Genomic DNA, 21,887 nt, shown 5'->3' with positions numbered 1-21,887 from the left:
CGCTGGAACGCGCTACGGCCGGATCAGCCGTACTGTCTCCCCCGCCCCGTCCCCGCCGTCTTCTGTGAGATCGATCGTGCGCAGGCGCGGCGCCAGGCCGCTCGATAAAGCCTCGGCCGCCGCGTGCGCGCCGGAGACCAGGTGATAAGCCTCGTCGCCGATGCGCATATCGATGCGCTTCGCGCCGGACGACGTGCCCGTCACATTGACGGAATGGATACGCCCATGCGGCAGCAAGGCGTTCAGCCCCGCCAGTACGCGCGCCGCGAGACGCGGGTCATAGCGGCGATCGATGAACCCGTTGCGCGGAAAATAGCCACGGTCGACGTCCATGAAGGTGTCGAAGGCATAGCGCACCCCTTCGTCCATGCGTGCGGCGATATACGCGTCCGCCACGAGCGCGGCGATTGCCATGTCGTCCTCGTTCGCGCTGGCCAGCTCGTGCGCCAGCTTCACCGCGCCCCAGATGACGCAGCCGTCCTCGCGTGCCTGCCGGGACAGCGAACGGTGCGCGGCGTGGATATCCGTGCCCCAATCCAGCCGCACCGTGTATCCATCGATCAGCCCCGCCGCCACGGACTGCCGCAGCCAGGCGGCGCCGGCGAGTTCGGCCGGGCGCATGCCGGTATTCACGAAATGGCTGTAGTGCTTGCCGTCGAAATGCTTGTCGTCATCGACGCCGCGTATCTTGGCGTAGATCAGTTGCGCATCGCTGGCGCCACGCAGCCCGCGCAAGCGGTCGGCCGACTGCGCCAGCCGCGCCTGCGTCAGGTTCACTTCCAGCGCATCGACGTGGACCCCTGCCCGCACGGCGCCTTCAATCAATCGCGGGTCGGGACAGCCCAGGCAGGTGATGACGAAGCCATGACCGACGTCGCTCATCATCCTGGCGCGGCGCAGGGTCTCTTCTCCCGCCAGGTCCTGCAGCGGGATTTTCAGCGTGCGCAGGCCCATCTCCCACATGGCCATCAGGGGATAGTCGTTGCGCGCCGGCTTGCGGCCGAACTCCTGGACGCCGCCGGTGCACGGGATCTCGACCACCTCGGCCCAGGGATGGCGCATCTCGGCGGCGATCCCGCGGGGGCTCGCCGTCTTGGTATGCGTCAGCACATGCGGCACGGTATCCCGCGCGGACGTGGCGCGCTCTTCGGCTGAGCGGCCCCGCGTGCGCACCAGCTGGGCCGCATGGCCATGCTCGTAGACGTCGACCACGAAGTAGCCGAACTTGTTGACGTCGCCCCGCCCGTATTCGTCCATGGGCGGCACGCGATAGAACTCCGAGAAGTCGTGGCGCAGGAAGGCCGTGGACGGCAGCATGTACAGCTCCGCGTTGCCCACCGTCTCGTACCAGAAATTGTGGACATGCCCGCAGAACACGGCTTCCACGCGTTCGTGCGCCATCCGTTCCAGCAGCCAGCTGCGCCCTGGTTCGTCGATATTGTCGTAGGAGCCCTTTTCGTCGCGCCGATGAAGAAACGGCGGGTAATGCAGCGACATGAATACCCGGCCCGTGGCCGTGGCGAGCTGTTCGTCCAGCCACGCCATCTGTTCCGCCTCCCCGGCCAAGCCCGAGTTGAACAACAGGGCATTCAGGTAAATGAAGCGCACCGGCCCCTGGTCGACGGCGTAATAGTCATCGCCGAACGTCGCCCGGTACTTGTCCAGGTATTCGGCGCAGACCACGTCGGCGGGCATCCAGTCCACCCGCTTGTCGCCCACGTCGTGATTGCCGGGCACCACATGCAGGGGCATGGGCAGCACCGCCGCCATTTCCTTGAACCTGCGCGCGGCCTCGTCGAACGCGGGCAGGCCCGGCACAGGGTGGACGATGTCGCCCAGGTGGATGACGAAATCCGGCGTGGTGGGCAGTTGGGCGATGTCCTGGAATACATGGCGCGCCCGCGCGTTGGCCCGGGCGTTGGTGGCGAATGGAGACGCACAGGTGTGTTCGTCTTCGTTCACGTGCGTGTCGGCCACCACGGCGAAGGAAAACAACCTGGCGCCGCGGGGCTCGCGGGCTACCGTGGACTTGCGCGCTTCGTCAGTTGAATTCACAATATCGGTATTGATGATCGTTTATCGTGCGGGCACTTTAAATATCGTGCCCCTATACTGTCAATCCTCATTTCCCCCGGCTTTCATGAACCGCAAAACGCCGCCGCATTACGAGCTCGGACCGCGCGAAGACCTGCTTGCCCATCCCCAATTCGCGTCCACCCTCTTCAACGGCCTGGAGGTCTTGCGGCAGTTCACGCCCGCCCAGCCTTCCCTGGGCAACAAGGAAATCGCGGACGCCCTGGGACTGAGCCGGCCCGCGGTGACCCGGCTGACGTTCACGCTGGTGGGGATGGGGCTGCTCCGGCGTGACGAGCGCACGGGCAGGTATTCGCTGGGACCCGCCGTCCTGAGCCTGGGCTACCCCTTGCTGGTGGACCTGACGCTGCGGCAGCTTGCCGCGCACGACATGGTCGAACTGGCCCGGTTCGCGCGCGGGCCGGTATCGTTGGGCGTGCGCGACCGCTTGCAGGTGGTCTATGTGGAAACGGTGGAAGACCGCGATTCCAGCGGTACCCGGCCCGATATCGGTTCGACGCGGCCGCTGCTGCGCACGGCCATGGGGCGCGCCTTGATGCATGCCCACACGCCCGAGGAACGGAAACTCATCTGCGGCTGCTACGCGCAGGCGCACCCGGCGGACTGGGAACGCTTTTCGCCGGCGCTGGAAACCGCCTATGTGGACATCGCGCGCGATGGCTTTGTCGTCGTCAAGCGCGACTGGCAGCCGAACATCTGCGGGATCGCCGTTCCCCTGCGCTACCGCGCGAACGGCATGCCGCTGGCGATGAGCGTGACCATCCAGATCGATGCGGCGGACGACCACTATGTCAGCCAGGTGCTGGGCCCGCGCATCGCTTCACTGGTGCGCAACCTGGACTATCGCCTGGGGATGGTGGACAGCTAGGCGGACTGGCGGCCGGCTACCGGCGTCCGGATCGGGCCGTACGTCCAGGCGCAAGGCGCGCTAAGCTGCCACGATGACCGCGACCGATTCCGAAATCGAACACTGCATCGTGGAACTGCTGACGCGCAGGGCCGCGGCATCGTCCATCTGCCCGTCGGACGCCGCGCGCGCATTGGGCGGCGATGGCGATGCGTGGCGCGACCTGATGCCGGCGGTCAGGAAGACTGCCGCGCGGATGGCGCGGCAGGGATATATCGTCATCACCCAGGGCGAGGCCACGCTGGACCCCGACGATATCGATCACGGCCCGATCCGCCTGCGCCGCGGTGCGCGGTTCGCCGATATCCCTTTACGCCGCGCGAAAACGCGGGCCCCGGGCTAGACGCTTATTTTTTCTTCGCCTGGTCGCGATGCCACTTGATCGCGAAGAACATGCCCGTGCCGAACACGAGCACCTTGAAGGTGATGAAGACTATCGGTACCCAATCCATGATTTCGAGCGCTTCCAGGCCAGGATTTCTATTTTTTATTGGCCGCAATCATAACAGTCCGCGACAGGAGGCATGCCGGCGCGCATCGCCGCGGACCTGCTTCAAGGATGAGCAGTGCGGTGCAGCGCCTCGTCCACCCTGGCTCGCGTCATGTCGGGCGCGACCAGGCGGATGAAGTCGTAGGTGTAGTTGCGCAGGTAGCTGTTCGCGCGCAGGGACACGGACGTGGTGCTGGACTGGAACAGATGGCTGGCGTCGATGGACCGCAGCCCCGTGTCCTTGGCGCGGTCGAAACTGATCGCGGTCATCACCGCGATACCCAGCCCGAGCTCCACATAGGTCTTGCTGACGTCGGCATCGACCGCGCCGAAAACGATATTGGGTTCGATGCCGGCCTGCTTGAAGGCGTCCATCACCTTCCAACGCCCGCTGAATGCCGGGTCGTGCGTGATGATCGGGTATTTGGCCACGTCCTGCAGCGTGGGCTTGCGCACCTTCAGCAGCGGATGCCCTTTCTTGACCAGGATGCAGCGTTCCAGCTGGAAACAGGGCAGCTGCACCACGCCGGCGACTTCGTGCATGGTTTCCGTGCCGATCGAGATATCGGCTTCGCCCGAGGCGACCATTTCGCATATCTGCGTGGGGTTGCCCTGCCGCAGGCGCAGTTCGACCTTCGGATGTTCCTTCAGGAAGCGATCGATGACCCTGGGCAGGACGTAGCGTGCCTGCGTGTGCGTCGTCGCGACCGTCAGGGGGCCGCCTTCCCGCGCTGAGATCTCTTCGCGCAGGCGCTTCAGGTTGTCGATGTCGTTCAGCACCCGCTGGCTGATGGCGATGACCGCTTCGCCCGGCTCCGTCAACCCGGAAATACGGTTGCGCGTACGAGTGAAGATCTCGAAACCGAGTTCCGCCTCCAGCATCTGGATGTGCTTGCTGATACCGGGCTGGGAGGTATGCAGGGCTTCGGCCGTATTGGAAATGTGGTTCCCGTGCCGGAATACTTCCAGGACGTAGCGCAGCTGGATCAACTTCATGATGACGCTGTCTCCAGGATAAGAATTATGAATACCAACATAACACAATATTCTGGCGGGGAATCACAGCGCTTGCTACCGTTCTTCCAGCGGCAAGAACGCGATGCCGCGCCGCGATCGTGCCGCCCGCTGGCACGCGCAAGGTGTAGTACCAGAACGATATTGCCTGCCGGACACGGCGGCAAACAGGAGACAAAACATGCGCAACGCGCCAGGTATACCTTGGCCGCGGCGGGTCGGCTCCGCCCTGGCGATCGCGGTCTGTCTGTTCACGAACGGTCCCGCCACCGCCGCGGCCGAATCGGCGACCGACTACCCTTCCCGCCCCATCCACCTGATTTCGGGATTCGAACCGGGCGGCGCCACGGACGTCGTGGCGCGGCTGGTCGGAAGACAGCTGTCGCGGGTGCTGGGCACGTCCGTGGTGATCGACAACAAGCCTGGCGCGTCCGGCAATATCGGCGCGGGCTACGTCGCCCGCTCGGATCCCGATGGCTACACGCTGTACCTGGCCAACGCCACGGTGGCGATGCCTTCGTTGTTCCGCACCCTGCCCTTCGACATCCGCAAGGATTTCGCGCCACTGTCCCTGATCGGCTATGGGCCTTCGGTGCTGATCGCCAATCCCAAGGCGCCCGTGAAATCGGTCAAGGAACTCATCGAATACGCCAGGCAGCACGAGGGCAAGGTCGACTACGGCTCCGGCGGCGTCGGCAACATCACTCACATGGCCATGGAGCTGTTCATCTCCATGACAGGCGTCAAGCTGATCCACATCCCCTACAAAGGCGGTGCGCCGGCGACGACCGCCGTCATGGCCGGTGAAGTTCCCGTCGCCTTCAGCGCCATTTCCGACGTCATCGGCCACGCCAGGGACGGAAGCGTGGTGCCGCTGGCGATCAGTTCACGCGAGCGCAGCCCCGCCTTGCCGGATGTCCCGACCGTGGCCGAGGCCGGCGTGCCGGGCTACGAGGCCTCGTCCTGGTACGGCATCGTGGCACCCGCGGGCACGCCCAAGTCCATCCAGGACAAGCTCACCAAGGCGCTGGTCGCCTGCCTGCAGGACAAGGTGCTGCTGAACGAACTGGTGGCCCTGGGCATAGAGCCGGCCGATGCCGGCGGCGCGCAGGAATTCAGGAAGTACATCGACAGCGAGATCGACAAGTGGGCGAAGGTGATCGCGCAGGGACATATCGTCGCGCGCTAGCCGCCCTTTCCCTTACCCGAAATACCGGTCCGAAGCCCCGGACAGTAGCCCCGGACGGAAGCACCGGATGGAACATCAAACGAGCAGGCAGAATCCATGAGTCCAGAAGCCATCATCCACGACGTCGTGATCGTCGGCGGCGGCAACGCGGCCCTGTGCGCGGCCCTGTCCGCCGCCGAACAAGGCGCATCGGTGCTGTTGCTTGAACGCGCGCCGCTCGAACAGCGCGGGGGCAACAGTGCCTATACGGACGGCAAGGTACGTTTCGCCTACGACGGCGAGGCCGATATCGTCGCGCTGTGCGACGACCTGACGCCGGAAGAAATCGCGTCCAGCGACTTCGGTTCCTATACCGACAGCGATTTCTTCGACGACATGGCGCGCATCACGCAGCACCGCACCGATCCGGACCTTTGTGAAATCCTGGTGACGCGCAGCAACGAGACCATGCGCTGGATGAAGGCGCAAGGCGTCAAGTTCCAGCCGAACTACGGTCGCCAGGCCTACAAGACCGACGGGCGTTTCAAGTTCTGGGGTGGCGCGCCGCTCAACACCTGGGGCGGCGGCCCGGGCCTGGTCGAGGCCCTGTACAAGGCGGCCGCGAAGAAAGGCGTACGGATCGTCTATGACGCCTGGGTGCGCGACCTGATCCATGACGTGGATGGGGTCTCCGGCGTGACCGCCCGCATCGACGGGCGGATGGTGGATATCCGCGCCCGCGCGGTGGTGCTGGCCTGCGGCGGTTTCGAAGCCAATGCCGAGTGGCGCACGCGCTACCTGGGCAAGGGTTGGGACCTGGCCAAGGTGCGTGGCACCCGCTACAACCAGGGCGACGGCCTGGCGATGGCGCTGAAGATCGGCGCGCAGCCCTACGGCCACTGGTCGGGTTGCCACGCCGTCGGTTGGGAGCGCTACGCCACCGACTTCGGCGACCTGGACATCACGCCCCACTTCCAACGCCACAGCTACACCTTCAGCATCATGGTCAATGGCCAGGGCAAGCGTTTCCTGGACGAAGGCGCGGACATCCGCAACTACACCTACGCCAAGTATGGCCATCTGATCCTGGAACAGCCGGGCCAGTTCGCCTGGCAGATCTACGACGCCAAGGTGACCCACCTGCTGCTGGACGAATACCGCACCCGCCACGTCACCAAGGTGCAGGCCGACACCCTGGAAGAACTGGTGCGCAAGCTCGATGACGTCGATCCGGACGCCTGCCTGAAGACCATCCACGAGTACAACGCGGCGGTCGACGACGGCGTCAGATTCGATCCCAACATCAAGGACGGCAAGGGCACGCGCGGCCTGCCCGTGCCGAAGTCCAACTGGGCGCTGACCATAGACCAGCCGCCGTTCCAGGCCTACGCCATCACCTGTGGCGTGACCTTCACCTTCGGCGGCCTGAAGATCAGCAACGACGGCGAGGTCATGAACACCGGTGACGAAGTGATCCGCGGGCTCTACGCGGCCGGCGAGATGGTCGGGGGCATCTTCTATTTCAACTATCCCGGCGCCAGCGGCCTGACCAGCGGCGCCGTGTTCGGCAGGCTCGCCGGCGGCAGCGCGGGCCGATATGCCGCGCACGCACGGGGCTAGCGCGGCGCCACGGCAACAACGAAAGGAGACAGCGCCATGGCGCAGACTATCGCGGAAAAAATTCTGGAAGCGCATGCGATCGATGACAAGACCAAGGTCGAACCTGGCAATGTGGTGCGCGCCCGTGTCGACCTGGTGCTGTTGAACGACGCCAACGGGCCCGTGGCCTTCCGCCACTTTGCCAACATGGGCGGTGGCAAGGTTGCCGTGCCCGACAAGGTGGTACTGGTCTGCGACCATTTCGCGCCGGCCCCCAGCGCTGCCGGGGCACGCATGCTGCGCGATATGCGCCGCTTCGCGCAGGACAAGGGTATCGAGCATTTCTACGACGTCGGCAAGGGTGGCATCGAACACACGCTTGCGCCGGAGCTGGGCCTGATCGGCCCGGGCAACCTGATCGGCGGCGGCGATTCGCATACGGGCACCGCCGGGGCCTTCAATGCCTTCGGCACCGGCATGAGCTGGTCCGGCATGGCGGCCATCATGGTGCTGGACGAGACCTGGTTCCGCGTGCCGGAGTCCATGCGCTTCAACCTGCACGGTAAAAAGGCGCCGCACATCACCGGCAAGGACATCATCCTGAAAATCCTGCAGGACATCGGGGTGGATGGCGCCTTGTACAAGTCCATGGAGTTCGGCGGCCCCGGGCTGGCCGAACTGAACATCGACGAGCGCATGGCCGTCTGCAACCTGGTGGTGGAGGCCGGTGCCAAGACGGGCATCTTCGACGCTGACGAAGCCACCAGGGAATGGGCCGCGGCGACCTGCAAGCGCCCTTATCGCATGGTCAATCCCGATCCCGGCGCGCAGTACGCATCGCGCCACGACATCGACCTGGGCAGGCTGCGGCCCATGGTGGCCAAGCCCTACTCTCCGGAGAACGTGGTGGAAGTCGGCGAGCTCAAGGGGGTGCACGTCGACCAGGTGTACATGGGCAATTGCGCCAACGGCACCATCACGGACCTGCGCCAGATCGCCAGCATCCTGAAGGGCCGCAAGATCGCGCGCGGCACGCGCGCCATGATCGTGCCCGCCACGCAGAAGATCTATATGCAGGCCATGCAGGAAGGCCTGATCGAACAATTCATCGAATCCGGCGCGGCGGTCAGCACGCCGACCTGCGGCGCGTGTTTCGGTGGCCACAACGGCGCGCTGGACGATGGCGAAGTGGCTTTCGCCACCATCAACCGCAATTTCAAGGGACGCGCCGGGCATGCGGGCGCCCAGGTCTACCTGGGCAATTCCTATGTCGCTGCCGCCACCGCCGTGGCCGGCGAAATCATGGATCCGGCCGCGCTATAGGCAAGGAGCACGACGATGCAACTCAAGGGCAAGGTGCACAAACTCGGCGACAGCGTCGACACGGACGTGATGGTCCCCGGCCGCTATCTGTCGCTGTTGAATCCGGCCGACCTGGCCAGGCATATTTTCGAGGAGGTGGACCCGGGCTTCGCCGCCCGCGTCAACGAGGGTGACGTGATCGTCGCCGGCAAGAACTTCGGGTGCGGTTCCGGCCGCGAACAGGCGCCGTTCGGCCTGAAGGCACTGGGTATCGCCTGCATCGTCGCAGCCAGCTTCTCGCGCACCTTCTACCGCATGGCGATCGACCTGGGGCTACCCATCCTGATCAGCCCGGAAGTCGCGGCCGTGGCCACGGAGGCGCAGGTCATCGAGGTCGATACCAAGACCGGCAAGGTGGTCCTGGACGGCAAGGAATACCAGGCCGAACCCATGCCTCCCTTCATCCAGGAAATCATCGCCCTGGGGGGCGTCACCGGCTGGGTCAAGTCGGAAGTGGCCAGGCGCCGTGCGGCCGCGGGCGGGGCCGCCGGATGAATGCCCGCCGGCGCGCGTTGCGGGAACTTGCCGGCCTCGCATTGGCCGGCCTGGCGCTGCCGTGCCGGGCGCTCGCCTCGGGTAGCGACTATCCTTCCCAGCCGATCACCATCGTGGTGGTGTATCCGCCCGGCGGCGGTGCCGACATCGTGGCGCGCGACCTGGGGCGCAAGATGACGGAGGCCTGGAACGTGCCTGTCGTGGTGGAGAACCGCCCCGGCGCCGGCACGACCCTGGCCGCCGCGCACGTCGCCAAGGCGGAACCCAACGGCTACACGCTGCTGATGACCGACGTCAGTTTCGCTATCGCGCCCGCCTTGTACAAGAAGCTGCCTTATGACACCGTACGCGACCTGGCTCCCATCAGCCTGGTCAACGGCGTGGCCGACGCGCTGGTCGTCAATCGCGACCTGCCGGTGCATACGGTGCGCGAGCTCATCGACTACGCCAGGGCCCGTCCCGGCCAGCTCAGCTATGCCTCGGCGGGCAATGGCACCCTGAACCATCTGGCGCCCGAGATATTTTGCAGGATGGCGGGGCTGGACATGACGCACGTGCCGTACAAGGGCGCCATCGCCGCGCTGAACGACGTGATGGCCGGCCGCTGCCAGGTCTACGTGGGCGCATTGGTTTCCGTGCTGCCGCAGCTGCGCGACGGCCGCGTACGGGTGCTGGCCGTCACCGGCGCGCATCGATCGGCACTGCTGCCCGATGTGCCGACAGTGGCGGAATCGGGCCTGTCCGGATACGACGCCGAAGCCTGGTATGGCCTGCTTGCCCCCGCCGCCACCGCGCCGGCCATCATCGAGAAGCTCAATCGCCAGGTCGCGATCATTTCCAGCGAAGCCGATTTCCGCAGACGCATGGTGGCGCAGGGCAACGAGGTCGTCGCCGGTACACCCGCGGAATTCGCCGCCTTTCTGCGCGCGGAAATCGCCAAGTGGCGCGTCGCCGTGGCGGCGGCCGGCGCCAGCGTCGATTGATCCACCAACTCCCGAACGTGGCAGGAACGTCATGAAGCAACGCAGGATACCCGCGGTCTTCGTCCGAGGCGGCACCAGCAAAGGCCTGATGCTGCACCGGCGCGACCTGCCCGCCGAGCAGTCGGCCTGGGCCCCCCTCTTCCTGGGCGCGATGGGCAGCCCCGACGCCTACGGGCGACAACTGGATGGCATGGGCGGCGGCCTGTCCTCGCTGTCCAAGGTCTGCGTCATGGGTCCGCCGACACGCGCCGATGCCGACGTGGACTACACATTCGCCCAGGTGCTGATCAGGCAGGCGCATGTCGACTTCCAGCCGCTGTGCGGCAATATGTCGTCCGCCGTCGGGCCGTTCGCCGTCGACGAAGGCCTGGTGCGGACGTCCGGCGACCAGGCCAGCGTGCGCATCCACAATACCAACACCGGCAAGATCATCGTCTCGCATTTCGCGCTCGAGGACGGCACGGCGGCGGTCGATGGCGACCTGGAGATTCCCGGCGTGGACGGACGCGGCGCGCCGGTGCGCCTCGATTTCCTCGATCCGGGCGGCGCCTCCACGGGCGCGCTGCTGCCCACCGGCAACGTGATGGACCGGCTGGAGATCCCCGGGCGGGAGGCCATCGAGGCGTCGCTGGTCGACGCCAGCAATGCCTGCGTATTCCTGCGCGCGGCGGACCTGGGCCTGACGGGCAAGGAAACGCCGGCCGCCATCGAGGAAGACACGGCGCTGATGGCGCGCCTGGCGGCCATACGCGTGGCGGCATCCCTGCGCATGGGACTGGCGCGCGACGAAGCCGAGGCCACGGCCCGGACCGCCGTTCCCTTCATCGGCTTCGTGGCCCCGCCCGCGCCGTTCGCGACCTTGTCCGGCACGCCGGTGGACGGAGACGAGGTGGACGTCATGGCGCGGGTGATATCCAATGGCCAGCCCCATCGGGCGCTGCCCCTGGGAGTGTCGATGTGCCTGGCGGCCGCGGCGCGCATCGAGGGCAGCATCGTGCATCAGGCTTGCCGCCGTGGCGGCGACGCGGACGGCGACCTGCGCCTGGGCATGCCATCGGGGGTGCTGAAGGTCGCCGCCCAGGTGACGCGGCGGGACGGCGCCTTGCACGTGGTGCGCGGCGGGTTCTACCGCACCCAGCGGCGCCTGTTCGAAGGAAACCTGCTGATACGCGGGTAGCAGGCGTCAGCCGACCACCTCGCGCGCCAGCGTGTGCTTTTGCAAGGCTGCCTCGTCGATCACCACGCCCAGGCCGGGGCCTGTCGGCACATCGACGTGGCCGTCGCGCACGACGAAATCGGTCTCGGGCACCAGCGGGTCGGGGGCGGTGGCATTCAGGCCGAACAGGAATTCACCCGCGCCCATCATGCGGCGCGCGGGGACGCTGGCGTAGAAGTGCGCGGCGGCCGCGGCCTCCAGCTGCGATTGCACCGCCAAGCCGCCGCAATTGAGCATGATGTTGGCCGCCTCCGCGACGGCGGCGATTTTCCTGGCGGGCGTCAGGCCGCCGACCTTGTAGAGCTTGATGCATAGCGCGTCCACGGCGCGCGCTTCCGCCAGGGCGTAGGCGTCCTGCAGCGTGAACAGTCCTTCGTCGGCCATGACCGGGATGCCATTGGCCGCGCGCCGGATCGCCGCCATGCCTTGCAGATCGCGGCGGGCGATCGGCTGCTCGATATAGCCCAGGTCGTAGCGCTTGAGTGCCTCGACCGCGCGCAATGCGTCAGGCAAGGACCAACCTGTATTGGGATCGACCCCGATCACGACATCGTCGCCGACCGCTTGGCGCACCAGTTCGAAGTGCCTGACGTCCTGGCGCCAGCCGCGCCGGTCGGCCGCCTTCAGGCACAGCACCTTGACGCCGAATTCCCGCACCGCCCGCGTGGCCTCGGCCACGATCGCGGCAGGGTCCTCGGCCAGGCTGACCGACCATTCCAGTGGAATGCGTGGCTGGTTTCGGCCGCCCAGCAGATCGTGCACGGGTACGCCCAGCGCTTTCCCCATGGCGTCGTGCAAGGCGATGTCCAGCACCGCGCGGGCCGACGGATTGCCCGCGAGGCGCATGTCGAACATCTCGTTGATGCCTTCGATATCAAAGATCCGCCGGCCCAGCAAAGCCGGACCATAGATGTCCTTGATGGTGGACACCACGCTCTGGGTGGTGTCCGCCAGGAAGTGTCCGGGACTGATGGGCCGGATCTGCGCGCAGCCCACCACGCCGTCATCGTGTATGCGCACCAGCACGGGCTTGCCCAGGATGTGGCCGGCGGGACCGGTGTCCCAGCTGCCGCTGGAGAAGATGCGCTGCACCCGCACGGGCAATTCGGTGACGATGATTTCGATGCGATCGATCATGATGACGCACAAGCGTGGCTGTAGCTGGCCGCGGAGCCCGGCCAGGACAGCCCACCTTAAGCGCGTCCCAGGATAAGGGAAAATAATGTTTTGGAATCCTTCGATCACGCCCGGGCATGCTGGCGCCCGCGCGCTAACATCGAGCTCGCCATCGTAGGACGCGACCAGGAGGCCGGGTGAAATTCCGTCTGCGGCAAATGGAGGTTTTTCGAGCCGTCATGCTGACCGGCTCCATCAACGGTGCGTCCCGGCTACTGTTCACGTCGCAGCCGGCCATCAGCCGTATCGTGGCCCATACCGAGCAGACGCTGGGGCTGGCGCTGTTCAATCGCGTCAAGGGCAAGCTTGTGCCGACGCCGGAAGCCGAGGCCCTGTTCCGCGAAGTGGAAGACTTCTACCAGCACGCATTGCAGGTGGACGAGTTTTCGCAGAACCTGGCGCAAGGCCCTTCGGGCATGCTGAGCGTGTCCGCCAGTCCCTGTTTGAGCAAGGGCCTGATGCCCCGCGCCATCACCCGCTTCCTGAAGCGCCATCCCGGGATACGCATCCACTTTCACGAGACGCTCCTGAACCATATGGCGCAGGAGATCCTCAGCAACAAGGTGGACCTGGCGGTTTCCGTGCTGCCGCTGGAGCATGCCAATCTGGTGGCGTCGCCCTTCACCCAGGGCCGCATGGTGTGCGTCGTCCCGCGCGGGCATGAGCTCGGACGGCAGGATCGCGTCGGCATCAAGGACCTCGCCGGTTACCCGATCATCGCCCACGATCCCGGAATACCCTTCGGCCAATTGGTCGCGGCGGCGTTTCGCAAGGCGGGCGCCACGATCAAGACGCGCGTCGATATCCACCAGACGGACAGCGCCTGCGCGCTGGTGCGCGCCGGGGCCGGCATCGCCATGGTCGATGAGTTCACGGTCGAAGGCCTGGCCTGGAGCGATCTGCAGGTCCTGCCCCTGGCCGAGGAAATCCTGCTGACGCCCAGCGTCGTGCGTTCCCGGTTCGATCCGGGCCGCACCCATGCGGACAGATTCATCGAAGTGCTGATCGAGCAGGCGGCCGAGGACGAGGCCCGCCGCGCCGCCATCGATTAACCCTAAGGCATACCCCACCGCACAAACAGCAATCGCTGCCCGTACCCGCCCTTCCTAGAATCCTGGGGATACCGGGGCCACTATCCCTGGTCGAACGATTCCACCAGGAGGCATGGGCATCATGAAAATCGGATTGATCGGCGTCGGCAATATCGGCGTCCATTTCGGCACGCGGCTGCTGGGCGCGGGCCATGAGCTGCTGGTCTACGACCGCAGCGCCGAGGCGCGCGAGCGGCTGGTGGCCAAGGGCGCGATCGTCGCGGCGAGCGCGGCCGAACTTGCATCGCAAGTCGAAACCGTGCTGCTGTGCCTGCCCATGCCGGGCATCGTGGCCGACGTGGCCGCCGAAGTCGCCGAAGGCAGCGCCGTACGGATCGTGGTCGATCTTTCGACGACCGGGCCTTCGGCGACGCGCGAGGTCGACTCGCTGCTGCGGCGCCGCAATATCGCGCTGCTGGGTGCCCCCGTGAGCGGCGGCACCGCGAACGCGGAAAAAGGCACGCTGGCCGTCATGGCCGCCGGCCCCGAGGCCGCCTTCCACGCGGTGGAGCCGCTGCTGCGCGTGATCGGCAAGAACATTTTCTACCTGGGCGACGACCCTACCCTGGGCCAGACCCTGAAGATCATCAACAACACGCTCTACGCGACCAGCATGATCGCCAGCTGCGAAGCGCTGGTCTATGGGGTCAAGGCGGGCCTGGACGCCAGGACCATGCTGGACGTGATCAACGCGTCCAGCGGACGGTCCTTCGCCACGCTGGAACGCATTCCGCAGTGCGTGCTCGATCGCAGCTTTCCCTTGCGCTTCACGACCGCCCTCCTGCACAAGGACGTGAAGATGTGCCTGGACGAAGCCGAAAAGCTGGGCGTGCCGATGCAGGTCAACCCGGCGGCCCGCCAGTTCCTGGCCTTCGCCATCAGCCAGGGCGACGGCGACAAGGACAACGTCTATCCCATCCGCCACATCGAGCAATGGGCGGGCGCGCAGTTCGGTGCGAGGCCGGACTGACCCCGAGCCGAACTGAAGCCGAGACCCTGTTTTCCTTCACGAGGTATCCATGTCCATCATCAAGATCCGCAAGAAACTGCTCAACATCGAAAGCATTTACCACGAAGGCGGCCCGCCTCGAACCGATCCCATCAGGATGGGCTCCATCGCGGTGGTCATCCACAATCCCTACGCCGGCCGCTACGTCGAGGACCTGTCCGAACTGAGCCAGGGCGCCCGCGAGATGGCCAAGGAACTGGTCCCCGAACTCCTGGCCGCGCTGGGCGGCGCCGGGCAGATCCAGGCCTACGGCAAGGGCGCCATCGTCGGCCTGGCCGGCGAACTCGAGCACGGCGCCATCTGGCACGAAGCGGGCGGCTGGCCCATGCGCGCCAACCTGCCCTCGGCCAAGTCCATCGTGCCGGCGTCCAAGGTGGTGGCCGCCGCGGGGACGCGGCTGCCCATCCCGATGCATCACGTCGAAGCCTGCTACGTGCGCAGCCATTTCACGTCCATGGACGTTGGCGTCATCGATGGTCCACGTCCCGACGAACTGCTCTATGCGCTGGTGATGTCCACGGGCAGCCGCGTGCACGAGCGGCTGGGCGGCCTGCGGGCGGACCAGATCTCGGTGGGCGACGGCCAGCGCTGAGCGTCAGGCCTGTTCCGCCGGCGCGCCCGGCGGACCGCCGCCATCGCCAGGTGGCCGCGACATATAAAAAACGAGGAGACAAGCATGAAATCCTGCACCATCCTGCGGTCGTTGGCGGCCGCCACGTTGTTATGTTGCGCCGCGGCGCATGCCGATCACTGGCCCAGCCGGACCGTCACCGTGGTGGTCCCCTTCGCGGCGGGCGGCAGCACCGACTCGACCGCACGGCTGGTCGCCGAAAAACTGGGCAAGGAGCTGGGCCAGCCCGTCGTGGTCGACAACCGCGCGGGCGCGGGCAGCAATATCGGCAGCGCCTACGTCGCCAAGGCCGCCCCGGACGGCTACACGCTGTTATTGACCTCCAGCACCATCGCCACCAACGTGACGCTGTACAAGGCCACGGGCTTCGACCTGGACAAGGACCTGGTGCCGGTGTCGCAGGTCGCGCTGATACCCAACGTGCTGGTCGTCAACAACGACTTCCCGGCCAGGACGCTCGCGCAGTTCGTCGACTATGTGCGCCAGAAGAAGGGGCCGGTCAACTATGGTTCGGCCGGCAATGGCACGTCGCAGCACCTGTCCGGCGCGCTGTTCAACTCCATGGTCGGCGGCGCGATGACGCATGTGCCCTACAAGGGCGGCGCACCCGCCAACATGGACCTGCTGGGCGGCCAGATCCAGGCGGTGTTTGCGCCGCTGGTCGAGGTGCTGCCCTATATCGACAGCGGCAAGCTGCGCGCGCTGGCCGTGACGACGCGCCAACGTTCACCGCGCCTGCCGGGCGTTCCCACGGTAAGCGAAGCCCTGCCCGGCTACGAGGTCGTGCTGTGGAACGGCGTATTCGCGCCGGCTGGCACGCCGCCCGCCATCGTCGATAAACTTGCCCAGGCCCTGCGGCAGGTCACCCAGGATGCGGGCGTACGCAAAGTACTCGCCGAACAGGGTTCGGCGCCGGTGGAAGGATCGCCAGCCGCGTTCAAGACCGTCCTGACCGCCGAGGTCGAAAAATGGGGCAAACTCGTCAGGTTGTCGGGCGCGCAGGTCAATTGAGCCTCCCACGATCCAGCCGCCTGGCGATCCACCTTCCTACCCTCCTTCCTACCGCCTGCTTCCCGCCACCTCCTTCCGATGAAACCCGTGCTGCTGGTCCTTGTATTCCTGTCCGACGAACACCGCGCCCTGGTGGCGGAAAGCTTCGAGATGATCTACGCGCCCAATGAAAACCTGGGGGCGGACCGTGCCAACGGCACCGCCCAGATCGCCGCGCGCGGACAGGACATCCGGGTGGTGTTGACGAATGGCACCAATGGGCTGCTGGCTACGGAAATCGCCGCGCTACCCAGGCTGGAACTGATCTGCACCCTGGGCGTCGGCCACGAAAACGTCGACCTGGCGGCGGCCAGCGCCCGCGGCATCCCCGTGTGCAACGCCGCCGGCACCAATGCCAATGCCGTCGCCGACCACGCCATGGCGATCCTGCTGGCCGCCGTGCGACGCATCCCCTTCCTGAACGCGGGCGTACGCAACGGGCTGTGGCGCGACGACATCCCGCGCCCGCCGCACGTTTCCGGCCGGCGCATGGGCATTTTCGGCCTGGGCGCCATCGGCAAGGCCGTGGCCAGGCGGGCCGCCGGCTTCGACATGGAAATCGGCTACCACAGCCGCACGCGCAACGACGATAGCGGTTATCGGTGGTTCGACGACCTGGCCGGCCTGGCCGGCTGGTGCGACTTCCTGGTCATCGCGGCGCCGGGCGGCAAGGCCACCTACCATGCGGTCGACCGGCAGGTGCTGGAAGCCCTGGGGCCCGATGGCGTGCTGGTCAACGTCGCGCGCGGAACGCTGGTGGATACGGATGCCGTGGCCGACGCCCTGCGGGACAAGCGCATCCGGGCGGTCGCGCTGGACGTCTACGAGAACGAACCCGTGCCGCCCGCGCCACTGCTCGAATTCGAAAACGCCGTGCTCACCCCGCATGTCGGCGGCATCTCTCCGCAGGCGATCCATGCCTCGGTGGTGCGATTCCTGGAAAACGCCGAAGCGCACTTCGCCGGCAAGCCGCTGCTCACCAGGGTGAACTGAGCCGGGTGAACCGGGCCAGGTGAGCCGGGCAGTGATGGCATCCATCGATGCCATCACTGGTAACTGACGATATTCATCATTTCTGCCATTCAGGCGCAACGTTTAGTCTTCGCTCCGACACCCCCCTGACAAGATACGAGAGGTCCTCCAGGCCTCCGCGCGGGAGACAACATGTCGGCGCCGAACCCTTCCACGTCCTCCCTGGACGCGCTGCCGCTGGGACGCAGCGCAAGCACGCCCTGGCTGCAGCTGGCCCTGGGCATGATCGCGATGCTGGCGATCTCCAGTCCGCAATACGTATGGGCGCTGTTCGTGCAGCCCATGCAGGCCTCACTCAGCGTATCGCTATCCGCGCTGCAGGTGACCTTCGCGCTTTTCAGCATTTTCCAGTGCGGCATCGGGCCCCTGCACGGCGAGCTGGCGGCGCGCGTATCGTCGCGCACCATCGTCGCGCTGGGCGGGCTGCTGGTCGGACTTAGCTGGGTCAGCTCCGCCTACGTGACTTCGCTGCCGGTGCTGTACGTCACCTATGGCGTGTTGTCGGGTATAGGCACCGGCTGGGTCTACGTGGCCGTGGTCGAACTGATGGTGCAGTGGTTTCCCCGACGCCGTGGCTTTGCCGTCGGCATGGTGGCGGGATGCTACGGCCTGGGGGCCATCGTCACCACCTTTCCGATCGCGGCGAGCCTGCGCGATAGCGGCCTGCGCGATACGCTCGTGATGTTCGGCATCGCCCTGGCAGCCATCATCATGCTGTCGGCGCTGGGCATGAAGCGCGTCGACGCCCCCACGCAGCGGCAGCACCCTGAACTGGTGCCGCCGGCCGCCGGGCCGATGGGCTACACGCCAGGGCAGATGCTGCGCACGCCGCTGTTCTGGCTGATGTTCGCCATCATGGCAATGGTGGCGACCGGCGGGCTGATGGCGATCTCGCAATTGGGCGCCCTGGCCTCCCATTTCGGCATCACGTCCGGCACCCTGGTGCTGGGCATGGCCGCGCTGCCGCTGGCCCTGACGCTGGATCGCGCCGCCAATGGCCTGACGCGGCCTTTCTTCGGCTGGGTGTCTGACCGGATCGGCCGCGAACCCACCATGCTGCTGGCCTTCCTGCTGGAAGCGCTTTCCATCTACCTGCTGCTGAAGCTGGGTACCAACCCGGTGGCCTTCGTGGTCCTGTCGGCGGTGGTGTTCTTCGGCTGGGGCGAGATCTATTCGCTGTTTCCTTCGCTGCAGGCGGACGTCTTCGGCACGCGCCACGCGGCGCGCAACTTCGGCTACCTGCTGATCGCCACCGCCGTCGGTTCGGTGCTGGGCGGGCCGATCGCCGCCCTGCTGTTCGAGAAAACGCGATCCTGGGACATCGTTTTCCACTGCATCATCGCGCTGGACGTCGCGGCCGCGCTGCTTGCCATCCTGGTCCTCAAGCCGATGCGCGTGCGCTGGATCGAGGCGGCGCGGCGCGACGGCCATCTATGAATCCCTATCAGGCACACGGAGACCTCATGTCACAGCCCGACCCGCTGCAACTTACCCGCACCGTGCTCGAACGGATCGCCAAGGCGCCCGATCCGCGGTTTCGCGTCCTGATGACGACCCTGGTCACCAAGCTGCACGAGTTCATTCGCGAGGTCGACCTGACCCCCGAGGAATGGATGGCGGCGATCGAGTTCCTGACGGCCACCGGCAAGACCTGTACCGACAAGCGGCAGGAATTCATCCTGTTGTCGGATACCCTGGGCGCTTCCATGCAGGTGGTCATGCTGGCGCAGGCCAGGGCTTCCGCGGCGGCCCCGGACGGGATGCAGGCGACGCCAGCCACCGAGGCAACCGTGCAAGGCCCCTACTACTGGGAAGGCGCGCCGGAACGCGAACTTGGCAGCAATATCGCGGAGGGCGTGCGCGGCGAGCCCGCCTATTACCATGGCCGCGTTACCGATACCTCCGGCCAGCCCATGGCCGGCGTGCTGCTGGATGTGTGGTCAGGCGACGGTGAAGGCGTCTACGACATGCAGATCGAGGGCCAGGCCGAGATGCTGGCGCGGGCGCGCCTGCGCACGGACGCGGAAGGCCGCTATTCCTTCTGGTCCATCCGCCCCAGCTATTACCCCATACCCATGGATGGCCCGGTCGGCAAAATGGTGTCTGGCATCGGCCAGCATCCCAACCGCCCCGGCCATATCCACTTCAAGGTATCGGCACCCGGACACGTGGACATCACCACGCACATCTTCGTCGCCAACAGCCCATATATCGAGTCCGACGTGGTCTACGGCGTGCGCGACAGCCTGATCGTCGAATTCCAGCCGCGGTCGCCAGGCCGGGCCCCGGACGGGCGCGAGATGACCACGCCGTACTGGACGGCGGAATACGACTTCCGCCTGGCGCCTGCCCGCGCTTCCTGAAATCGGCTCAAGTTGGAGACAAACCGATTTCAAGTTGTATCGCATATAAATCGGGGTCTGCGCTTTCTTCATATTTTCGGCATTGTTTCCCGGAGTTTCCATGTCCCTGCTGCTTCCCACCACGCTGGTCGGCTCGTATACCCAGCCCGATTGGCTCATCGACCGCAAGCGCCTCGGCGACCGCTTCCCGCCGCGCGTGCGCGCCAAGGAATTGTGGCGTGTGGCGCCCGAGTGGCTGGAGCAGGCGCAGGACGACGCCACCCTGCTGGCGATCCGCGACCAGGAGGACGCCGGCCTGGACATCATCACCGATGGCGAAATGCGGCGCGAAAGCTATTCGAACCGCTTCGCCACCGCGCTGGAAGGCGTGGACATCGACAACCCCGGCACGGCGCTGGACCGCAGCGGCCATCCCAATCCGGTACCGCGCGTGGTCGGCAAGATCCGCCGCAAGCACGCAGTACAGGTGCGCGACGTCGAATTCCTGCGCGCCCACACCGATCGCCAGATCAAGATCACGGTGCCCGGCCCCTTCACCATGGCGCAGCAGGCCCAGAATGACTTCTATGGCTCCGAGGCGGAGCTGGCCCATGACTACGCCGAGGCCGTCAACGCCGAAATCCGCGACCTGTTCGCGGCCGGCGCGGACGTCGTGCAGATCGACGAGCCCTACATGCAGGCGCGTCCCGAAAAGGCGCGCGAGTTCGGGATCGAGGTCCTGAACCACGCCCTGCAAGGCGTCGAGGGCAAGACGGCGGTGCACATCTGCTTCGGCTACGCGGCGGTGATCCATGCGCGACCGGCCGGATACTCCTTCCTTCCCGAGCTGTGCGGCTGCTCGGCCCACCAGATTTCCATCGAGACGGCGCAATCCAACCTGGACTGCGCCGTGCTCGAAACGCTGCCGAACAAGCAGATCATGCTGGGCGTGCTGGATCTTTCGACCAACGAGGTTGAAACGCCGGACGTCGTCGCCGCCCGCATCCGCCGCGCCTTTCCCTATGTGCCGCCCGAGCGCATCATCGTGGCGCCCGACTGCGGCTTGAAGTACCTGCCGCGCGAAGTCGCATTCGGCAAGATGAAGGCCATGGCCGACGGCGCCAGGATCGTCCGCGAAGAACTGGCGGGTGGCAACTGACATGCTCCGCACCCGCTTGCTCGCGTCCCTGGGCGCGCTTCTCGCCCTGGCCACCGCGCTGACGCCCGCCCACGCCCAGCCGGATTTCCCCAACCATCCCATCACCATCGTCGTTCCGGTGCCGCCCGGCGGCATCGTCGACCTGGCGGCGCGCCTGACCACGGAGCAGATGGGGACCACGCTGGGCCAACCCGTCATCATCGACAATCGCGCCGGTGCCAGCGGCAACATCGCCTATGCGCTGGTAGCCGCGGCCCGTCCCGACGGCTATACCCTGCTGGCCTCGTATTCCATGTACCACGCCGGCAATCCCTCGATGTTCAACGGCCTGCGCTGGAACGCGGAGTCCTTCAAGCCGGTCGGGATGGTGGCCGTATCGCCGCACGTGGTGACGGTGCATCCCTCGCTGCCCGTCCACAACCTGAAGGAGCTGGTCGCCTATGCCAAGGCGCACCCGGGCGAGATCAACTATGCGTCGCAGGGCAGCGGTTCGGTGCCGCACGTGGGCACCGAGCTGTTCAAGCAGATGACCGGCACCGATATGGTCCATGTGCCCTACAAGGGCTCGGGCCCGGCCATCCAGGACGTACTGTCGGGACGCGTGCAGCTGTTCATCACCACGCCGCCCTCGGTCATCGGCCATATCCAGAATGGCCGCCTGCGCGCCATCGCCATCGCCGGCGCGTCACGCCATCCCATGCTGCCCGACGTCCCGACGGCCGCCGAGGAAGGCTTCCCCGGTTTCGAGCTGGATGCCTGGGTAGCGCTTTTCGCGCCGGCCGGCACGCCCGACGCGGTGATCGAAAAGATCAGCGCCGCGCTGGGCAAGGGACTGCAGGATCCCGCCGTCATCAAGACGGCCGAGGAAGCAGGCGTGCGTGTCAATTACCAGAACCCGCAGCAACTGGGTGAAACCGTCGCCAGGGATACCGCGCATTGGTCGCAGGTGATCAAGTCGGCAAATATCACGGTGAATTGAGTCCCCCGGCCTGGGCAGCGCGATGAGCGGCTGCCCAGGCATGCGCGTTGCTGTGCCGTGCCGTCGCGTTCAATCAACCTGGCGATGGCA

The 21,887-nt window shown here is 66.2% G+C and carries 20 protein-coding genes; 17 read left to right on the top strand and 3 right to left on the bottom strand.

What is annotated here, in order from left to right:
* Positions 1 to 12: 12 nt before the first annotated feature.
* Positions 13 to 2,055: a metallophosphoesterase family protein gene (locus tag CAL12_RS13650; protein WP_086064940.1), complete on the bottom strand. Its 2,043-nt coding sequence runs from the start codon at positions 2,053 to 2,055 to the stop codon at positions 13 to 15.
* Positions 2,056 to 2,140: 85 nt separating this feature from the next.
* Between CAL12_RS13650 and CAL12_RS13645 the strand changes: the two genes are divergently transcribed.
* Both CAL12_RS13645 and CAL12_RS13640 read left to right on the top strand, forming a co-directional pair.
* The gene (locus CAL12_RS13645) at positions 2,141 to 2,962 is read left to right on the top strand and encodes an IclR family transcriptional regulator (RefSeq protein ID WP_086064939.1); all 822 of its coding nucleotides are present in this window, start codon (positions 2,141 to 2,143) and stop codon (positions 2,960 to 2,962) included.
* Positions 2,963 to 3,035: 73 nt separating this feature from the next.
* Positions 3,036 to 3,344, top strand: coding sequence for a DUF3253 domain-containing protein (locus tag CAL12_RS13640; protein ID WP_086064938.1), 309 nt, complete (start codon positions 3,036 to 3,038; stop codon positions 3,342 to 3,344).
* A gap of 210 nt (positions 3,345 to 3,554) precedes the next feature.
* On the opposite strand, the gene CAL12_RS13630 is transcribed toward CAL12_RS13640, so the two are convergent.
* Positions 3,555 to 4,487, bottom strand: a complete 933-nt coding sequence (locus CAL12_RS13630; RefSeq protein WP_086064937.1) for a CysB family HTH-type transcriptional regulator — start codon at positions 4,485 to 4,487, stop codon at positions 3,555 to 3,557.
* Between the two features lie 199 nt (positions 4,488 to 4,686).
* On the opposite strand from CAL12_RS13630, the gene CAL12_RS13625 reads away from it, so the two are divergent.
* From CAL12_RS13625 to CAL12_RS13600, 6 genes are all read left to right on the top strand, one after another.
* Positions 4,687 to 5,694 carry a tripartite tricarboxylate transporter substrate binding protein gene (locus CAL12_RS13625; RefSeq protein ID WP_157792979.1) on the top strand — a complete coding sequence of 336 codons (1,008 nt, stop codon included), beginning with the start codon at positions 4,687 to 4,689 and terminating at the stop codon, positions 5,692 to 5,694.
* A gap of 96 nt (positions 5,695 to 5,790) precedes the next feature.
* Entirely contained in the window at positions 5,791 to 7,293 is a 1,503-nt protein-coding gene (gene tcuA / locus CAL12_RS13620; RefSeq protein ID WP_086064935.1) for an FAD-dependent tricarballylate dehydrogenase TcuA, read from the top strand.
* A gap of 36 nt (positions 7,294 to 7,329) precedes the next feature.
* Complete coding sequence (locus CAL12_RS13615; protein ID WP_086064934.1) at positions 7,330 to 8,595, top strand: 3-isopropylmalate dehydratase large subunit; 1,266 nt, start codon at positions 7,330 to 7,332, stop codon at positions 8,593 to 8,595.
* Positions 8,596 to 8,610: 15 nt separating this feature from the next.
* Positions 8,611 to 9,129, top strand: a complete 519-nt coding sequence (locus CAL12_RS13610; RefSeq protein WP_086064933.1) for a LeuD/DmdB family oxidoreductase small subunit — start codon at positions 8,611 to 8,613, stop codon at positions 9,127 to 9,129.
* Positions 9,126 to 10,112 carry a tripartite tricarboxylate transporter substrate binding protein gene (locus CAL12_RS13605; RefSeq protein ID WP_086064932.1) on the top strand — a complete coding sequence of 329 codons (987 nt, stop codon included), beginning with the start codon at positions 9,126 to 9,128 and terminating at the stop codon, positions 10,110 to 10,112. The genes CAL12_RS13610 and CAL12_RS13605 overlap by 4 nt, the downstream gene beginning before the upstream one ends.
* 31 nt (positions 10,113 to 10,143) lie before the next feature.
* Positions 10,144 to 11,289, top strand: a complete 1,146-nt coding sequence (locus CAL12_RS13600) for a 2-methylaconitate cis-trans isomerase PrpF family protein (protein ID WP_086064931.1) — start codon at positions 10,144 to 10,146, stop codon at positions 11,287 to 11,289.
* Positions 11,290 to 11,295: 6 nt separating this feature from the next.
* Here CAL12_RS13600 and CAL12_RS13595 read toward each other — a convergent pair whose 3' ends face one another.
* Positions 11,296 to 12,465, bottom strand: a complete 1,170-nt coding sequence (locus CAL12_RS13595) for a mandelate racemase/muconate lactonizing enzyme family protein (protein WP_086064930.1) — start codon at positions 12,463 to 12,465, stop codon at positions 11,296 to 11,298.
* A gap of 176 nt (positions 12,466 to 12,641) precedes the next feature.
* Between CAL12_RS13595 and CAL12_RS13590 the strand changes: the two genes are divergently transcribed.
* The 9 genes from CAL12_RS13590 to CAL12_RS13550 all read left to right on the top strand — a co-directional run bounded on the left by CAL12_RS13590 (position 12,642) and on the right by CAL12_RS13550 (position 21,797).
* The gene (locus tag CAL12_RS13590) at positions 12,642 to 13,556 is read left to right on the top strand and encodes a LysR family transcriptional regulator (protein ID WP_086064929.1); all 915 of its coding nucleotides are present in this window, start codon (positions 12,642 to 12,644) and stop codon (positions 13,554 to 13,556) included.
* Between the two features lie 121 nt (positions 13,557 to 13,677).
* Positions 13,678 to 14,565 (top strand): NAD(P)-dependent oxidoreductase, encoded by an 888-nt coding sequence (locus tag CAL12_RS13585; protein WP_086067866.1) that lies wholly within the window; start codon positions 13,678 to 13,680, stop codon positions 14,563 to 14,565.
* A 49-nt stretch (positions 14,566 to 14,614) separates the two neighbouring features.
* Positions 14,615 to 15,196 carry an amino acid synthesis family protein gene (locus CAL12_RS13580; RefSeq protein ID WP_086064928.1) on the top strand — a complete coding sequence of 194 codons (582 nt, stop codon included), beginning with the start codon at positions 14,615 to 14,617 and terminating at the stop codon, positions 15,194 to 15,196.
* 84 nt (positions 15,197 to 15,280) lie between these two features.
* Positions 15,281 to 16,246, top strand: coding sequence for a tripartite tricarboxylate transporter substrate binding protein (locus CAL12_RS13575; RefSeq protein ID WP_086064927.1), 966 nt, complete (start codon positions 15,281 to 15,283; stop codon positions 16,244 to 16,246).
* Between the two features lie 78 nt (positions 16,247 to 16,324).
* Positions 16,325 to 17,278, top strand: a complete 954-nt coding sequence (locus CAL12_RS13570; RefSeq protein WP_086064926.1) for a 2-hydroxyacid dehydrogenase — start codon at positions 16,325 to 16,327, stop codon at positions 17,276 to 17,278.
* A gap of 171 nt (positions 17,279 to 17,449) precedes the next feature.
* Positions 17,450 to 18,754 (top strand): oxalate/formate MFS antiporter, encoded by a 1,305-nt coding sequence (oxlT, locus tag CAL12_RS13565; RefSeq protein ID WP_086064925.1) that lies wholly within the window; start codon positions 17,450 to 17,452, stop codon positions 18,752 to 18,754.
* A 26-nt stretch (positions 18,755 to 18,780) separates the two neighbouring features.
* Positions 18,781 to 19,680: a dioxygenase family protein gene (locus CAL12_RS13560; RefSeq protein WP_086064924.1), complete on the top strand. Its 900-nt coding sequence runs from the start codon at positions 18,781 to 18,783 to the stop codon at positions 19,678 to 19,680.
* A gap of 100 nt (positions 19,681 to 19,780) precedes the next feature.
* Positions 19,781 to 20,818 carry a uroporphyrinogen decarboxylase family protein gene (locus CAL12_RS13555; RefSeq protein ID WP_086064923.1) on the top strand — a complete coding sequence of 346 codons (1,038 nt, stop codon included), beginning with the start codon at positions 19,781 to 19,783 and terminating at the stop codon, positions 20,816 to 20,818.
* A gap of 1 nt (position 20,819) precedes the next feature.
* Positions 20,820 to 21,797: a Bug family tripartite tricarboxylate transporter substrate binding protein gene (locus CAL12_RS13550; RefSeq protein WP_086064922.1), complete on the top strand. Its 978-nt coding sequence runs from the start codon at positions 20,820 to 20,822 to the stop codon at positions 21,795 to 21,797.
* Positions 21,798 to 21,887: the final 90 nt, after the last annotated feature.

It is taken from the genome of Bordetella genomosp. 8, assembly GCF_002119685.1.
Classification (GTDB): Bacteria; Pseudomonadota; Gammaproteobacteria; order Burkholderiales; family Burkholderiaceae_B; genus Bordetella_C.
The sequence above is the reverse complement of the archived record's forward strand: the minus strand, read 5'-3'. Positions and strand labels throughout refer to the sequence as shown.